Source organism: Metasolibacillus meyeri, from assembly GCF_003049505.1.
Taxonomy (GTDB): Bacteria; Bacillota; Bacilli; order Bacillales_A; family Planococcaceae; genus Metasolibacillus; species Metasolibacillus meyeri.
Window position 1 is genome coordinate 27,942 of record NZ_PYWN01000023.1, and the last position, 16,855, is coordinate 44,796.

Below are 16,855 nucleotides of genomic sequence, written 5' to 3' on the forward strand. Positions count from 1 at the left end.
CAAAAATCTTAGTATAAATCGGCTTTTTATATCTATCAGAGTAGATAAATCACAAATAATTATGGTGTTTTTCTGCTGCGATAGATACCCTCTCTATCGTAGCATTTTTCAGACTACTGTTGGCCGTTTTATGCCATATTAACACCCCGCGTCAAAATAGTGAGTGAAAACGAAAGGGGAATCAACAGCCTGTAAAAAACCGATTGATAGTTTCACTTTATTGACATGTGGTTGCTGCTGCTACGCTTTCGCACAAATCTATTTAGAAAATTGCTTGTATTCATTGAAAAATTGAAAATGCTGGATTCAACGTTTTTGTTCAAAATTTAAGGTGAGTAAGTGAAGTAACTTTCATTAGGTTCTAAAGCTTTATAGGATATAAGCGCCCACTTTGGTTTACCATCAACAATGATATATTTCTTTCTCTAGTTGAAATAAGGGAACGTGTACATCTATATTGCCAGTTGGTAATATTTTGATATGTAATTCATTCGAATTTCCCGTTTTTTAATATAGTAAAAAAGCTTTTCGAGTTTGTTCGAAAAGCTGTAAGTGTCATTATGCTGGAAATGGTGTGTCTGTTGGCTTTGCATAGCCTTCCTTATACATTTCGTCAATCGTTTCGCGAATTTCTTTTAGCTCCATCCCGTCTTTATACATTTTGGCTGATTGTAAGGCGATTTCTAAGCATGCAATACAGCGTGTGCCATGGTCATCCCAAACGACAGCTCCATCCTCTTTGACTTCTTGTATAAAGCAATTTAAATTGTTGCGATGTCCTGCAGATTCGCCACAGCCACAATAACAAGGAATCCATTCTAATAGCTCTGTTGCTTGCCCTGCAATTTGATAGGTTAAACGAATATTCTCAGGTTGTTCATCTAAAAAAGATGGCAGTATTTCAGCACTTGCTGTTTCCTCTTGAATATCTCCATTACTATGTGCATGACCATCATGTGCCTCTTCTTTCGAGCTGCATGCAGCCAAAAGTAAAACAATGGCTACTAAACTAAGTCGTAGTTTTTTCATATCGATTGCCTCCTTATTTTAATAAAATTATAGCATAGGGGGGTATGGTATTTATTGAATAATTCATGACAATCTCATAATGAATCATTCAACCTAGCGAATTATAATAATTTTTTTAAATAGTGAGCCCTATAGAAGCTACTTGAAAACGCTTTTTCACTGCTAAAATAAGGAGAAGTTCTTAGAGGTGTAAAAATTTTTTGCGTTGATTTTCGTTTTTTTAAACATTAAGCTGAGAAATAGCTTAGATGTAAAGGGGTTATTTTGATGAAAAAGGAAATAAACGCATGGTGGGCAGTGCTTACTTTTGTGATTATGATTACTGCGATGGTTATTACGATTGTAAAGCTTGACCAAGGACCACATGTACCATTAATTATCGGAACAATTACAGCTGCAATTGTAGCTAAAATGCATGGCTTCAAATGGAATGAAATTGAGGGGATGATGTATAAAGGGATACGCCTTGCATTACCAGCAATTGTCATCATTATATTAGTAGGGTTAGTTATTGGCGCATGGATCGGTGGCGGTGTAGTTGCGACGATGATTTATTACGGTTTAAAGCTTATTTCGCCTGCATGGTTTTTAGTAACGATTATGCTATTATGTGCAATCGTATCGTTAGCAATTGGTAGTTCTTGGTCAACGATGGCAACGATTGGTGTTGCAGGCATGGGGATTGGCTTGAGCATGGGGATTCCAGCAGCAATGATTGCTGGTGCAGTTATTTCAGGTTCTTATTTTGGTGATAAGATGTCGCCATTATCAGATACGACAAACTTAGCAGCTGGCTTAACAGGAACAGATTTATTTGAGCATATTAAACATATGCTTTATACAACGATTCCAGCTTTAACTATTGCATTCATCGTATTTGGTATTATGGGACGTAGCTTTGCGGATATTTCGATGAAGTCAGAGGAAATTTTGACAACGCTTACAGTGATAGAAGAAAGCTTTGTTATTTCTCCCTGGTTGCTTCTTGTGCCAATAGGAGTTATCGTGCTTGTCGCAGTTAAAGTACCTGCGATTCCGGCGTTAGTTGCAGGGATTATATCAGGCTTCTTATTGCAAATTTTTGTGCAAGGTGGAACAACAGCAGAGGCAGTTGCGGCATTGCAAGAAGGATTTGTTATTGCAACAGGTAATGAAATGGTGGACGAGCTGTTTAATCGTGGTGGTTTAGATTCTATGATGTATACGGTTTCAATGACGATTGTAGCGATGACATTCGGTGGGGTTTTAGAGTATTCAGGTATGTTAAAAGCCTTGATGAATGTCATTATAAAAATGGCGAAATCTACAGGTAGCTTAATTGCATCGACGATTGCGGCGTGTATTACGACAAATGCGACATGTTCAGAGCAATATATTTCAATTGTTGTACCTTCACGTATGTTCGCAGAAGCGTACGAAAAGCGCGGCTTGCATTCTAAAAACCTGTCACGTGCTTTAGAGGATGGAGGGACATTAACATCTGTGTTCTTCCCATGGAATACTTGTGGTGTATTCATTTTAGCAACATTAGGTGTAGGCGCAATGGAATACGCACCATACGCTATTTTAAACTTCCTTGTCCCAATTATTTCGATTATTTATGCTTATGTAGGCTTCGCGATTGTTAAAATGACGCCTGAAGAAATAGCTGCGGCAGAGCAACGCAGAAAGAAAGAGGAGCAGGAAGTCACGGTTTAAAATAAAAAATCTGCCCGGCATTTGAATGCTAGGCAGATTTTTTTAATGCAATTTCACACGCTGTAATCTGAGTGCATTGAGCACAACAGACACAGAGCTAAATGCCATGGCAGCACCAGCCACCCAAGGCGCTAAAAGACCGATTGCTGCAATTGGAATACCTAAAGTGTTGTAGGCAAATGCCCAAAATAGGTTTTGCTTAATATTACGCATCGTTTTGCGGCTCATTAAAATGGCGTCAGCAATGCCGTTCAAATCACCACGAATTAATGTAATATCAGCTGCCTCCATCGCAATATCTGTACCTGTTCCGATAGCCATACCAATATCGGCTGTCACTAGGGCAGGAGCATCGTTAATGCCATCACCAACCATCGCGACTTTCTTGCCCATTGCTTGTAGTTTTTTCACTTCATCTGCTTTTCCTTCTGGAAGCACTTCCGCAATGACTTTGTTAACGCCTACTTCTGTGCCGATTGCTTGCGCGGTGCGCTTATTATCACCTGTCATCATAATGACTTCGATGCCCATTGCTTGAAGGCGTTCAACTGCATCTTTCGATGTTTCCTTCACAGTATCCGCAACAGCAACAAGTCCGGCATATTGTCCATTTATTGCGACAAGCATCGCTGTTTTGCCGCTTTCCTCTAATGTTTCCATGGAGGATAAAACATTTGTGATATCAATATTGTACTGTGCCATTAATTTGCGTGTACCGATGACAACCGCTTGCCCTGAAACAGTCGCTTGCACACCATAGCCGGGAATTGCTTCGAAATATTGTACATCCCCTAATGTGATGTTACGCTCTTCAATTCCTTGCACAATAGCTTGTGCTAATGGATGCTCAGATTGCTTTTCAGCAGCACCAACTAACGATAAAACAGTTTTTTCATCTGTGCCATTAGCTAATAGCACATCTGTTAAGACGGGTTTACCATGTGTGACAGTGCCTGTTTTATCAACAACGACCGTATTAATATGACCCGTTTGCTCTAAATGCTCGCCACCTTTAAATAAAATACCGAATTCCGCTGCACGCCCAGAGCCTGCCATAATGGATGTCGGTGTTGCTAAGCCTAGCGCACAAGGACAGGCGATAACGAGAATAGTAATGAAAACTTCAAGGGCTGGTGTGAATTCACCTGGCTGCACCCAGACAAGCCAAACGATAAAGGCTAACACGGCGATTGCGACAACGATTGGCACGAAAACACCTGAAATTTTATCGGCAAGTCGTTGGATTGGCGCTTTAGAGCCTTGTGCATCTTCCACGACTTTAATAATTTGGGCAAGTGCTGTGTCGCGTCCAACCTTCGTTGCCTTCATGCGAATAAAGCCGTTATTATTGACAGTCGCACCGAATAGTAAATCGCCAACTTTTTTATCGACAGGTAAACTTTCGCCTGTAAGCATGGATTCATCTACAGCTGTGTTACCTTCCATCACTTCGCCATCAACGGGAATTTTTTCTCCTGGCTTTACTAAAATAATATCGCCAATAATTACTTCCTCTAGTGGAATTTCCTTTTCAATGCCATCACGTACGACTAAAGCTGTTTTCGCTTGTAGCCCCATTAATTTTTTGATTGCCTCAGACGAGCGACCTTTCGCTTTTGCCTCAAATAATTTCCCTAATAAGATTAATGTAATTAATACAGCGCTCGTTTCAAAGTAGAGGTGTGCATGGTGTGAATTGCCGTGTAAAATGGCTTGATATACGCTGTAAAAATAAGCAGCAGATGTGCCCATTGCAACGAGTACATCCATATTGGCACTACCATTACGTAATGCTTTATAAGCACTCACATAAAACTGCCAGCCAATAATAAATTGCACAGGTGTTGCGAGTGCCATTTGCACCCACGGGTTCATTAAGAAGTCAGGTACATATAAAAACGATGTAAAAGAGAAATGTCCAACCATCGTCCAAAGTAGTGGTAGTGCAAAAATTGCAGCTGCGATAAATTTACGTGTTTGCTTTTGAATCGCTTGCTGGCGATGGTCTGTTGCTTCTTGCACCAAAGGCTGTGCTGCGCCATAGCCGAGCTTTTCGACGCGTGCAATCATATCTGCTACCGCAATTTCAGCAGGGTTAAATTCGATTGTCGCTCTTTCCAAAGCTAAGTTGACATTGGCTGTTGTCACACCATCTAATTTATTTAGGCCTTTTTCAATGCGTGTTGCACAGGCAGCGCAAGTCATGCCAGTAATATTAAGCTCAGCTTTTTCCTTCACTGTACCATAGCCAAGTGCTTCGATTTTCTTTTCTAAATCAGCGATATTAACTTTATCCGCATCATATTTGATTGCCGATTTTTCAAGTGCTAAATTGACGGTTGCTTCCTCTACACCGTCCATTTTATTTAAAACTTTTTCGATACGTGCCGAGCAGGCGGCACAGGTCATCCCAGTAATTTGTAATGTCGTTTCCTTTGTTGTTGCCATTTTGCTCACCTCACATACTATATAGGGGTATATATTTTTGTAAAGAAGAGAGCGCTTCTGAGAAGCACTCTACTTGATTTTACTTAACGTCGTAGCCTTGGTCGTCGATTGTTTCTTTAATTTTTTCAACAGTTACTTGTGCTTCATCAAAAGCGACAGCTACTGTTGCTGCCTCTAGATTTACTGTTACTTGTTCAACACCTGTAAGCTCACCAACGCTTCCTTCTACAGCTTTCACACAATGACCACATGACATACCTTGTACATTTAATGTTACATTTTGCATAAATAATCCGCTCCTTATTTTTTCATTAATTTATGGATGGTTACAACTAATTCATCAATCACTGCATCATCGCCATCTGATAAGCGATCTACGACACAGCCTTTTAAATGCCCTTCAAGTAAAATTTTGGCAACGCTATTGAGGGCAGATTGAGTTGCTGCTAATTGTGTAATGACATCATCACAGTAGACATCCTTTTCAATCATGCCTTTAATGCCACGAATTTGACCTTCAATGCGGTTCAGGCGCGTCGTCATATCTTTTTTTACCGACTCAGGGTGATGACTTTTTCGACAAGCAGTAGTGTCGTCAACAGTATGCTCCATTATGCTCGCCTCCAATCTTTGAATTTAATTTACCATACCTATGTAGGGTATGTCAATGAAGAGGATCTTCGAGAAGCATCACTGATAATATCGAGTAATCGCTCATAGCGGGAAGAAAAGTGATCATAAGTAGGGCAGAATCGCTCATAGTAGAGCTAAAAGTGATCATAAACAGCCAAAAGTCGTAGAGATATTGGTGAATCCACAGATACAATTTAAAGTTACTGCGTCACTCTTTAATTGAGCCATTTCCACCGCTGATTTAATCATTTTTCTCTATTATTGATTAAGAAAGGCGCAGATATATTTCAAATTTCGTCGATAAATTGAGAAAACCCGCCGATTTCTCAGCGGGTTTGTCATGTTGTTAATAAGAATCAAGAATATTTTCAATCATTTCTTCATCTAAAGTACCGATGAATTTTTCCATGATATTGCCTTCTTCATCAAGGAAATAAGTTGTTGGGATAGGGATGATTTCATACAGCTCTCCCACCTCGCCATCAACATCAAGTAAAACAGGGAATGTGAGTCCGTAACCATCGATAAAATTTTCTACATCGCGTATTGAATCAGAGGTTGTCAAATTCACAGCGAGCAATGCAACATCGCTATCCTCATGCTTTTCGTGGAAGTTTTGCATATGCGGCATCTCAGCTTTACATGGTGGACACCATGTCGTCCAAAAGTTTAAAATGACTTTTTTCCCTTTATAATCAGATAAAGAAACATTTGTGCCATCAAGTGTTTCAAGTGTGAAGTCAGCCGCTTGATCTGCATTTTCACGTTTTTCCTTTTTGTTCATCGCATTTACTACACTGAACACAATGACAACGATGGCGGCTGCAATAATAGCGATAGATAGTATTTTTTTACCCATTTTTTCTCTCCTTTATTATAAAAAGAATAAAAAGCAGTGTACTGAATGTGAAAAGCTTCGTTAATGTTAACGTATGCTGTAGCGACAAAGTTAGTAGCTCTATTGTGAAAAATAGTAAAATCCATTGCCAAGTCAGCTTTTTACGCAGTGATAAAATGAGACAGGCAATCGCCCCTTGGATGGCTGCAAATAGAAAATCAAGCTGCAATACATTGAAAATGGCTTCAAACGTATACATATAGAGCAATATGGAGAGACTGACTTGCTCTTTGATCGATGGATATTTTTTAGCAGCAAATAAAATCATATAAATGCCTGCGCTGATAAGCCCAAGCCAATGCCCTTTTATGCCACCATTAAAATACAGCAACCCCCATATGCTTTCCCAGCGGAAAATATAGCTAAACTTCCAAACAATAATATAGATGAATAGAGCATTGCTAAACCAATCATCTAGTTTGATTGATAATAAAAAAGCGGTTGCTAAAATAGCAATCCAAAGAGTTGGAATGGAAACGCCAAACAATTGTAAATAGGTCATTGTTGCAATGCGTGGGCCATATGTGTTAGTAGTTCTGAAGCAGTGATTGCCTGCTCGCCACCACCTTGTACAAGCGCATCACTGCCGCCACCTTTGCCATTTATAATAGGTAAAACGGCCGCTGCTACGTGTTTCATGCTAACTGTAACGTTTTCTCCCCGTGCTGCGACAAATTGCAATTTGTCATCGTTACTCGCAGCGAGTAGGGCGATAGCTTCGGCATCTTGTTTTGTAATAAAGCGCCCAAGCTTTTGCAAATCTTGAATAGGGCGGTTTTCGAAATGTGCGCTCACGATATGCTGCTGTGCATTTGCTAATAATTCTTGTGCCTCGTATTGTAATAATGCTTCTTGTACCTCAGCTAAGTTTTTATCTGTAGCTTTTGCAGTATCCATTACTTTTTTCAAAGCTGTAGCAGCTTGCTCCTCTGGTACACTTAGTTGTCTTGCTACGTCTGTTAACACGGTTTTACGCATAGCTAGCTCCTGTAAAACACGCTGACCACAAACAAAATGGACACGAATTTGCTTTTTCATTTTTTCCGTTGCCATAATTTTTAGGAGGCTTACTTGTCCTGTTGATGTTGGGTGTGTACCACCACAGCCGTTATAATCATAGTCTGGAATAATAACGAGGCGAATATCTTCATCAACGGCTACATCTTTTCGCAAATTGTACGCAGCTAGTTCGTCTTTCGTTAGCCATTTTGTTTCGATTGGACGGTTTTCTAAAATAATTTCATTGGCACGTGTCTCTGCTTGTTGTAGCTGTTCTTCCGATATGTCCTCTATGTTCAAATCAATTGACACAAAGCCTGTGCCTAAATGGAAGCTTGTCGTTGCGTAATCGAATAATTCGACGAAGGCAGCCGTTAAAATATGCTGACCTGTATGCTGCTGCATATGATCAAAGCGGCGCTGCCAATTGAGCTTGCCTGTTACCTTACCTAGAGTTAATTCCCCATTTATATAGTGACGAATTTCCCCGTCAATTTTTTCGACATCGACTACCTCGACATCATTCAGCCATCCTGTATCGTGCGGTTGTCCACCACCTGTTGGGTAAAAGGCTGTATTTGCTAAGACGACATAATCACGCCCGTCATTGCCAATATGTAAAAGTTGTGTTGAAAATTCTTGGATTGTTGAATCGATATAATAGAGTAAATCTTTCATTTGCTCATCTCCTTTATCCTCTATTTTGGCATATGACTTCCATGCTGTCATCTAGTTGACGCATAGCGATTTTGCGTTATCATTAAAGTAAGACGATATATCTTTCGCAAAGGGAGCGAGCAATTTGAATATTACACAATTTTCGATTGAAGAAATTAAAGACCCGACAAATATTATTGAAGGCAAGCGCTATGAATTTTTATTAGACGTAGCAATTGATGAGGAAGATGAATTATATTCCGAAGCGGGCATTGAAGTACGCGTATTAATTGGTCATCATAATGAAGAAGTGCGCATTTTAAACTATTTCATTATCGACAAGGCAGAGAATGAATATTTAGATTTTGCATTAGAAGATGAAGAGGAAGAAATGATTTTGGCGTTTTGTAAGGAGCAGTTGACAGTAGAGGAATAAAACGTAATAAGGTTAGCGCTTTTTAGAGTAGTGTTTGTAAAAAAAACATACATTTTTCTAAACGGCTCATATTTCAATAAAGAATCAAGAGGTGTATGAAAAGTGGTGCGTCAGGCTGCTTTCATACACCTTTTATTATTTAAGGTTTTTGTAAGGTTATCATCAAGCACATGTAAGATAGAAAACTTATAGTAAGTGTAACATCATGTGAAAAGGGAGTTGCTTATAGATGAGTACATCTGTTACACCGAAAGAAAGGATTCAATCGCTCGATATTATTCGAGGCTTTGCCTTGTTTGGTATTTTATTTATTAATATTGCAGGTTATCAAGTATTAATTGAAGGGGGGCCAATGCCTGATTTTACAGGCATAAATAAAACGATTAATTCCTTAATCAATGTTTTTGTAGAAAAGAAATTTTTCTCTATGTTTTCATTCTTATTTGGGGTAGGTTTTTATATTTTTGCATCACGTGCTGAGGCGCGTGGAGATAAGCCGAGATGGCGCTTTGTTCGACGTTTAGTCGCATTATTGTTAATTGGCATTGTGCATATTTTTATTTTCTGGGGATCTATTTTAGTTTTTTATGCAGTGATTGGCTTTTTGTTATTACCATTTTATAAAGCAAGCTTAAAGACCATTCGTAATTGGTTAATAGGGATCATAGCTGTACATTTAATCGCAACAGCATTACCACTTTTTGTACCTGCTACAGATTCGTTTGTCACAAGCATTTTTAGCAATGATTCAATGCTAGTATTCATTATGTTTTTATCAGGTTTTTATGTGTCAAAGGCAGGCTGGATTCAAAATATAAAAGAAGTGAAGCACTTAAAGCTACTATTTATTGGGTTACTACCATTTGCAGTAGGAAGCATGCTATGGATTTGGTTTGCATCTGAGGCCAATAACGGACAAGTAATGAAAATTATGACGTTAGGGACAGTACCAGTTACATACTGCTACTTAATAATAGCATTTTGGATTTTCTCAAATCCAATAGCTGTGAAGTTATGTCAGCCTGTCGCAAAGGTTGGACGCATGGCGTTGACGAATTATATTGCACAAAGCTTTATTGCTTTAGCTATTATGAAGGCGATGAGTATAGAAGTTGTCAATGCGAAAGATGTTATCGTTATTGCACCAATGATTTTCGTTATTCAAATTGTCTTTAGCGTAATTTATTTCAAGTTCTTTAAGATGGGACCGATGGAAAAATTGTGGCGCTGGATGACAGGAAAACCAAAAGTGTCAGGCACACAAACAATTTAGGCACAATTTCGTCGCAATTCAGGTAATATGAAGTAAAAGGAGTGATTGCGATGAAGTATGTCATTATTGGCGGAGATGCCGCTGGGATGAGTGCAGCAATGGAAATTTTACGCAATGTAGATAATGCAGAAATTACGACACTTGAACGTGGTGAAATTTATTCATATGGGCAATGCGGGCTACCATATGTAATCGACGGGCGTATTTCTTCCCCAGATCATTTAATTGCACGCTCTGCACTAGAGTTTCGCAAGCGTGGTATTGATGCGCGTATCCACCATGAAGTGCAGAAGGTTGATTTTGAGGCACAGGTTGTGAAGGGACGTTATCGAGCTGAGCCTTTTACAGTATCATATGATAAATTGCTGATCGCAACAGGTGCTAGCCCAACGATGCCTGATTGGGAAGGGGCACATTTAGCAAATATCCATACAGTGAAAACCATTCCCCAGATGAATGAATTGCTGGAAAGCTTACAAGATACGCGTCATGTCACAGTATTAGGGGCGGGCTATATTGCGCTCGAAGTAGTAGAAGCATTGAAGTCACGCAATTTGCAAGTGCGCTTAATTCATCGCGGTAAACAGCTTATGTCACTTATTGATGAGCAATTGGCTGAGCATGTGCTAGCTGAGGCACAAAAGCATGGTGTAGAGGTACTGTTGAATGAACAGGTGACAGGGTTTTCGGGAGCAACACGAGTAGAAGCTGTTATAACAGAGCAAGGTAGCTATCCAACAGACCTTGTCATTGTCGCAACAGGTATCAAGCCAAATACAGCATTTGCAGATAAGTTAGAGCAATGGGGAAATGGGGCAATTATTGTCGATGAGCATATGCAAACTTCCATTCCGAATGTTTATGCAGCAGGGGATTGTGTGGCACATTTTAATTATGTAAAGGGCGAATATGATTATGTTGCGCTTGGAACAACAGCAAATAAGCAAGGGCGTATTGCAGGGCTTAACATGGCTGGTAAAACGGCACATTTTAAAGGTGTGGCAGGTACAGCCATTTTAAAATTTTTCGATTTAGCAATTGGGATGACGGGCATTACATCAAATGATGCGGACAAGCTTGGGCTAGCCTATGATGTTTATACACATAAGGCAAATCATATTGCAGGTTATTATCCAGATGTACAACCTATTTATTTACGTATGGTTGTGGAAAAGAATACACAAAAGCTATTAGGGTTGCAGGCAGTTGGTGCAGGTGTTGATAAGCGTATCGATGTTTTTGCAACAGCATTAGCAGCAGAGATGACATTGCCTGAGTTATTGGATATTGATTTGTCTTATTCGCCACCTTTTAACGGCGTATGGGACCCATTGCTTCAAATTGCGAAGCGTTATAGTTAGCATTTTATTTTATGTGTGTTTTAGTTAAAAGAGCTGTTTCTCATGAGGGAGGAGACTGGAACAAAAGTATTTTAACCAATCGAAAGCCGAACTATTAAGAAGTGTTCCTTAATAGTTCGGCTTTGTGGTTTACAAAACATTCTTCGGCTTTTCAAAGCTGCTATTTAGTTATGTTTCAGCCTCAAATGCGGATTTTATCGAAAAAGTTTATAAATTAAATAAATAATTGCAAACGTGAAACTAGATATGAAAGTAACTTTTAATATCTTAACAATATATTCTAGAGAGCTTATTTTTGTAGTGAGAAGTGTACCATCACTTAAATGTTCTTGGTGATTGAGGGATACAAAAAGAACTCCTAAACCAATTCCTATTATCATACCAATTACAAGTACATAGAGAAAATTTTTAATGAATTTTTCCTCAGTAGATGAAGTCATACTTATCAGCTCCTTTATTTAAAAAGTAACAATGAAGCAAAGACCTTTTGTTCCTAAAGGCCTTTACTTGTAGTATTAGCCCATATTCCTATTTGTAAATTTGGGACCAGTTTATATATTTTGTAGTTGCATCAGTTGGTTCTCTATAAGAACCTGATTGATAGACTGTATGACCAGAGATTTTGTTTATTTTGGTTACTTCCCAATCTCCATAGTCAACATATTTTGTGTGATAATAAATTTTCGTAATGTAGCCTTTAGGTGGTCCATCTAAAGTTCTACTTTTAGCATATGTGTAACTTACACTTGTATTCATTGCTGCTCCTAGTTTAGCTCCTGCTCCAGAGTCGTACTCACCACTTAGAGAAAAGCTGTTAGTGTAAGTTCTTGACTCACTTAAAACTACAGTTTCTCCATAAGCTACAGATTCAACTTGTATTGCGGGCATAGGCGTATTATAAATTGTATCTTTTTTCTTTGTAAGTTGGTAATCATGTAACAATGAATAGGGAGCTAATTCGTTTATTCCAACAGAATTACTAAAGTCTTGATTTAATACATAAGGAGTCAAGTTGTTACCATCTTCATCACCAATCTCGTGAATAGTAATATCTCCATTGCCATTTGACTCATTTAATATATCTTTAATAATATTATCCGTAATTTTGTTGTAAACTTCGGAATTATCAAAATTTAAATTTATTACTTGATCATTATATTCTACAACAGTTTCATTAAAATCTCTTTTTAAAATAGAAATACTCTCGCTTTCGGCACTTGTAAATGGAACATTAGATAATAAAAGAGAACCACATAATAGTGACGTTACTCCTAGCTTTTTCAACATTATTTAACACCTCTATAAGTTTATTTATATCACATAATATACATTTCTATAAAATATAAAAAATATCTAGATATAGCAATAATTCACTCGAGTTAAACCGAGTCTAACACTGCAACTTCCGACATTGCAACTGACAAATTTACGTCGGTATCCGACATATTCATGTCGGTATAACATGCATAATAGAGCCTTTTAACGGCGTATGGGACTCATTGGTTCAAATTGCGAAGCGTTATAGTTAGTGTGTCAGTTTAAAAGCTTATTTTAGGAAGCTAGGAGAGGTTTTTCTTTCCTAGTTTCTTTTTTGTTAATTTATGAACAAAAAATCTTCCTTTTATGTTGTTTGAATTAACATGTAAGCTTATTTTATGATAAAAAATAACGTTTTTAAGAAAAAAAATAACACTTTAGGATTGACTTTCGAATATTCAGATAATATTATTGCTATAAGCTTAAACCTTGCAAAAGGAATTTATCATACTAATTGGGAGATTAAGGGGGATTCGAATGAAAAGGCTTACAATATTTCTGATGCTTATGTTGGCGGTGGTAGCATTAACTGCGTGTGGTAGTGATAAAACGGAAGAAAATACAGTGATTGAAGGGGTGCCAGAAGGGGTACAAGGGGTGAAAATTGCTGTGTTACGGAATTTAGCTTCTGATGATCATACAAAGCAATTTTTAGATGGAGCTCGTAAAGAGGGCGAATCTTTGGGCTTTAAAGTTGATACGCATATCGTGGAAAACAATGATGCAAAATTCCAAGAGCTAGTGGCACAAATTACAATGCAAGACTATGACGGCATTATTATTTCACATGGTAAAGAGGATTACTCCTACGACATGATTCAGCCGGCTGTAGAAAAAGGAATAAAAGTAACGTTATTTGACACGGTTGCGTTAAAGGATGGTAAAGGCCATGAAGGAGTAACCGCAACATTCCAAGATGATTATGAGCTAGCTCGATTGTCGTTACAAGAAATTGCTGATCTTAAAAAGGAGCCTGTAAAAGTTATTAAATTATGGTTTGGTGGTCTGTCACCTTTAGATCGTCGCCAAGAAATTTATAAGGAATTTGAAGATAATAATGAAATTGTGACACTGGAAACAATTGGACCAACAAATTTCCAGGATGTACAGGGAGATATTGCAGCAAAAGTAAACGCAATTTTAGCAAAATACCCACCAGGAGCAGTTGATGCTATTTGGGGTTCTTGGGATGAGTTAGCTAAAGGAGCATACAAATCCTTGGTAGATAATAAACGTAGTGATATTAAATTAATTTCAATTGATGTATCGAATCAAGATATTAATTTGATGAAAGAAGAAGGCAGTCAATGGCTATCAACAGCCGCAGTAGACCCTGCATTAATCGGCAAAATGAATATGCGTATTATGGCGAAAAAGTTAGCGGGTGAAGAAACGCCTACAGAATATAATTTAGCTGCCAATCTTATTAAGCAAAGTGAATTAAAAGATGAGACGACAATGTTTAATTTGGCAGACATTATTGATGGATGGGGCGAGTCCTCTGATTTTGATGAAAGCTGGATGAAAACATTACGTGAGCATTACGCTAAGTAAGTCGGCATAAGGGGGTGTCGCTAAATGACACCCCCCTTCTTTGAACAAGAAAGGAGGGCATTCATGAGCAAGCAAACGATTATAGAAATGAAAGGGATATCTATCGAGTTTCCTGGAGTAAAGGCGTTAAACAATGTTGATTTCACTTTACAATCAGGGACGATTCATGCGGTGATAGGGGCGAATGGGGCAGGTAAATCCACATTAATGAAAATATTATCTGGCGCTTATCCACATTACACAGGTGAAATTTACATCGATAATCAGTATGTAACGATTGAAGATACAAAAAAATCGAAGGAATTGGGCATAGATATTGTTTATCAAGAAGTAGATACGGCATTAATTCCGTATTTAACAGTAGCGGAAAATATTATGCTTGACCATCTGGTTTTTAGTAAAAAATCCATTATCAAATGGCAATCGATTAAATCACATGCTAAAGAAGTGTTGAAGCGAATGGGTATTAACATGGATGTTGATAAAAAGGTGCAGGATATTTCGTTAGCAGAGAAGCAAATGATACTGATTGCAAGAGCGCTCATACATGAAAGAAAGTTTTTAATATTGGATGAACCAACTGCGCCATTAAGTCAGACTGAAACGGATAAATTATTTTCCATTGTGCGTGATCTAGTGAAAAATCACGAGTTAGGTGTTGTGTTTATTTCACATCGTATTCCGGAACTTTTTAGTATTTGTGAAAAAATCACAATTATGAAAGATGGAGAAATCGTTAATGAGAGTCGGATTGAGGATATCACGCCAGCGAAGGTTATTGAATCCATGCTTGGAAAGACTTTCTATTTAGTCCATCATAAGCAATTAAAAAATAAAGGCGATGTCATATTGAAGGTAACGAATTTAGTGGATGATTCAGGTTTAGTCAATGATGTCACATTTACTGTTGATAAACATGAAATCGTTGGAGTTGCAGGGCTTGTTGGTGCAGGGAAAACAGAGCTTTGCAAGGCAATTTTCGGAATGTCACACTTAAAATCGGGAACGATTGAGTTATTTGGGGAACAGGTTAAAAATAAGTCCCCATACTACGCAGTGAAAAATAAGTTTGGGCTTATTCCAGAGGAAAGGAGAAAGGAAGGCATCTTTGTAGAGGAGCCTATTTATAAAAATTTATCGATGGCGAACTTAGAATTTTTCGCAGGCTTTGCTAAATTTATTCAACGCAAAAAGGAACGGAATGCTGCGCAAGAAATGATTAAAAAAATCGGTGCTAAAACACCGAATGAATATCAAAAAGTAGCTAATTTATCTGGAGGGAATCAACAGAAAATTGCGATTGGTAAATGGTTGATGACAGATGCTGAAATCCTGATGTTCGATGAGCCTACAAAAGGGGTTGATGTTGGGGCGAAAGGAGATATTTTCAAACTCATTGATGAGCTTGCAACGGCAGGTAAAGGGATTATTTATGCTACAAGTGAGTTGAATGAGGCGTTATTAATAACAGACCGCATCTATGTGATGTATGATGGCAAAATTGTGAAAGAGCTTATGACGAGCGAAACATCCGAGGATGAGATTATGTATTATGCTACCGGGGGTGATAGTTATGCAAGGGGTTAAAAATTTTCAATCTATGAAGTTTATGAAAGATTGGGCAATTGTCATTGCTGTTATATTGTTAATCATTATTTTTACAATATCGATTCCAACGTTTATGCAAACCGCTAATATCCTTAATATATTGAGAAGTATTTCGATTGTTACGATTATTGCGATAGGATTAACGATTTCACTGTCCGTAAATGGTTTCGATTTATCGATTGGCTCTACGGCAACATTAGCAAGTTCCGTAGTAGTTTCGATGTTTGTATGGTTCAGCATGCCGACAGGTGTATCCATTTTAGCCGCATTATTAGCCGTTTTAGGCGTTGCTTTATTTAATGCTTTTTTAATTGTAAAAATAAAAATTCCTGATTTATTTGCAACGCTCGCAACGATGTTTATTGTGGAAGGGGTGGCAATGACGTATACGGGCGGCGGTTCGATTTCTGTCGGGATGCCTCGCTTAGATGGTACGCCAACAGAGGGCAGTATTTCGCCATTTTTCTTAACTCTCAGTAAAACGCCATGGATTATCCTAATTATGCTATTTGTCGTGATTACAGTGCATCTATTTTTAACGTATACGAAGCATGGCCGCTTTTTATATGCGGTTGGAGGAAATGAAGAAGCCGCTAAATTAACAGGAATTCCTGTTAATCGCTATAAAATGATTGCATATATTTTTTCTGCGTTGTTAGCGGGTATAGGAGGCCTATTACTAGCGTCACAAATCGGTTCTTCTCAAATTAATGCAGGAGCAGGTTATTTAATGCCAGCAGTTGCAGCCGCATTTATTGGTCAATCTTTTGCGGGACATGGTAAACCAAATGCGATTGGTACTTTATTTGGTGCAGCACTTGTAGGGATTTTGGAAAACGGGCTAGTTATGTTATCGGTACCGTATTATTCATTAAATATTATTAAGGGGCTTGTACTAGCGTTAGCTCTAGCATCCACATATTACAGTAGAAAAAAATAAGGGG

15 protein-coding genes are annotated in these 16,855 nt (G+C 38.2%); 7 read left to right on the forward strand and 8 right to left on the reverse strand.

The window, feature by feature from the left end:
• Nucleotides 1-558 precede the first annotated feature (558 nt).
• Nucleotides 559-1,029, reverse strand: a complete 471-nt coding sequence (locus tag C9J34_RS03335) for a PCYCGC motif-containing (lipo)protein (protein WP_107838441.1) — start codon at nt 1,027-1,029, stop codon at nt 559-561.
• A 267-nt stretch (nt 1,030-1,296) separates the two neighbouring features.
• Between C9J34_RS03335 and nhaC the strand changes: the two genes are divergently transcribed.
• Complete coding sequence (gene nhaC / locus C9J34_RS03340) at nt 1,297-2,727, forward strand: Na+/H+ antiporter NhaC (protein WP_107838442.1); 1,431 nt, start codon at nt 1,297-1,299, stop codon at nt 2,725-2,727.
• A 42-nt stretch (nt 2,728-2,769) separates the two neighbouring features.
• On the opposite strand, the gene C9J34_RS03345 is transcribed toward nhaC, so the two are convergent.
• The 6 genes from C9J34_RS03345 to C9J34_RS03370 all read right to left on the reverse strand — a co-directional run bounded on the left by C9J34_RS03345 (nt 2,770) and on the right by C9J34_RS03370 (nt 8,383).
• On the reverse strand, nt 2,770-5,175 hold the full coding sequence (locus C9J34_RS03345; protein ID WP_107838443.1) for a heavy metal translocating P-type ATPase: 2,406 nt from the start codon (nt 5,173-5,175) through the stop codon (nt 2,770-2,772).
• A gap of 79 nt (nt 5,176-5,254) precedes the next feature.
• The gene (copZ, locus tag C9J34_RS03350) at nt 5,255-5,461 is read right to left on the reverse strand and encodes a copper chaperone CopZ (protein ID WP_107838444.1); all 207 of its coding nucleotides are present in this window, start codon (nt 5,459-5,461) and stop codon (nt 5,255-5,257) included.
• A 14-nt stretch (nt 5,462-5,475) separates the two neighbouring features.
• Complete coding sequence (locus C9J34_RS03355; RefSeq protein WP_107838445.1) at nt 5,476-5,787, reverse strand: metal-sensitive transcriptional regulator; 312 nt, start codon at nt 5,785-5,787, stop codon at nt 5,476-5,478.
• A gap of 367 nt (nt 5,788-6,154) precedes the next feature.
• The gene (locus tag C9J34_RS03360) at nt 6,155-6,667 is read right to left on the reverse strand and encodes a redoxin domain-containing protein (protein ID WP_107838446.1); all 513 of its coding nucleotides are present in this window, start codon (nt 6,665-6,667) and stop codon (nt 6,155-6,157) included.
• Complete coding sequence (locus C9J34_RS03365) at nt 6,660-7,208, reverse strand: hypothetical protein (RefSeq protein ID WP_107838447.1); 549 nt, start codon at nt 7,206-7,208, stop codon at nt 6,660-6,662. The genes C9J34_RS03360 and C9J34_RS03365 overlap by 8 nt, the downstream gene beginning before the upstream one ends.
• Nucleotides 7,205-8,383: an alanyl-tRNA editing protein gene (locus tag C9J34_RS03370; protein ID WP_107838448.1), complete on the reverse strand. Its 1,179-nt coding sequence runs from the start codon at nt 8,381-8,383 to the stop codon at nt 7,205-7,207. The genes C9J34_RS03365 and C9J34_RS03370 overlap by 4 nt, the downstream gene beginning before the upstream one ends.
• Before the next feature lie 124 nt (nt 8,384-8,507).
• Between C9J34_RS03370 and C9J34_RS03375 the strand changes: the two genes are divergently transcribed.
• The 3 genes from C9J34_RS03375 (at nt 8,508) to C9J34_RS03385 (ending at nt 11,432) form a co-directional block, all read left to right on the forward strand.
• Nucleotides 8,508-8,798: a DUF6509 family protein gene (locus C9J34_RS03375; RefSeq protein ID WP_107838449.1), complete on the forward strand. Its 291-nt coding sequence runs from the start codon at nt 8,508-8,510 to the stop codon at nt 8,796-8,798.
• 229 nt (nt 8,799-9,027) lie between these two features.
• Nucleotides 9,028-10,071 (forward strand): DUF418 domain-containing protein, encoded by a 1,044-nt coding sequence (locus tag C9J34_RS03380; protein WP_107838450.1) that lies wholly within the window; start codon nt 9,028-9,030, stop codon nt 10,069-10,071.
• Between the two features lie 50 nt (nt 10,072-10,121).
• A complete protein-coding gene (locus tag C9J34_RS03385) occupies nt 10,122-11,432 on the forward strand; it encodes an FAD-dependent oxidoreductase (RefSeq protein ID WP_107838451.1) in 1,311 nt (436 codons plus the stop codon).
• Nucleotides 11,433-11,960: 528 nt separating this feature from the next.
• Here C9J34_RS03385 and C9J34_RS03395 read toward each other — a convergent pair.
• On the reverse strand, nt 11,961-12,719 hold the full coding sequence (locus tag C9J34_RS03395; RefSeq protein WP_107838453.1) for a hypothetical protein: 759 nt from the start codon (nt 12,717-12,719) through the stop codon (nt 11,961-11,963).
• A gap of 507 nt (nt 12,720-13,226) precedes the next feature.
• Here C9J34_RS03395 and C9J34_RS03400 point away from each other — a divergent pair.
• The 3 genes from C9J34_RS03400 to C9J34_RS03410 all read left to right on the forward strand — a co-directional run bounded on the left by C9J34_RS03400 (nt 13,227) and on the right by C9J34_RS03410 (nt 16,851).
• Entirely contained in the window at nt 13,227-14,303 is a 1,077-nt protein-coding gene (locus C9J34_RS03400) for a sugar ABC transporter substrate-binding protein (protein ID WP_107838454.1), read from the forward strand.
• Nucleotides 14,304-14,366: 63 nt separating this feature from the next.
• Entirely contained in the window at nt 14,367-15,890 is a 1,524-nt protein-coding gene (locus tag C9J34_RS03405) for a sugar ABC transporter ATP-binding protein (protein ID WP_107838455.1), read from the forward strand.
• Nucleotides 15,877-16,851: an ABC transporter permease gene (locus C9J34_RS03410; protein ID WP_238600549.1), complete on the forward strand. Its 975-nt coding sequence runs from the start codon at nt 15,877-15,879 to the stop codon at nt 16,849-16,851. The genes C9J34_RS03405 and C9J34_RS03410 overlap by 14 nt, the downstream gene beginning before the upstream one ends.
• Nucleotides 16,852-16,855 lie beyond the last annotated feature (4 nt).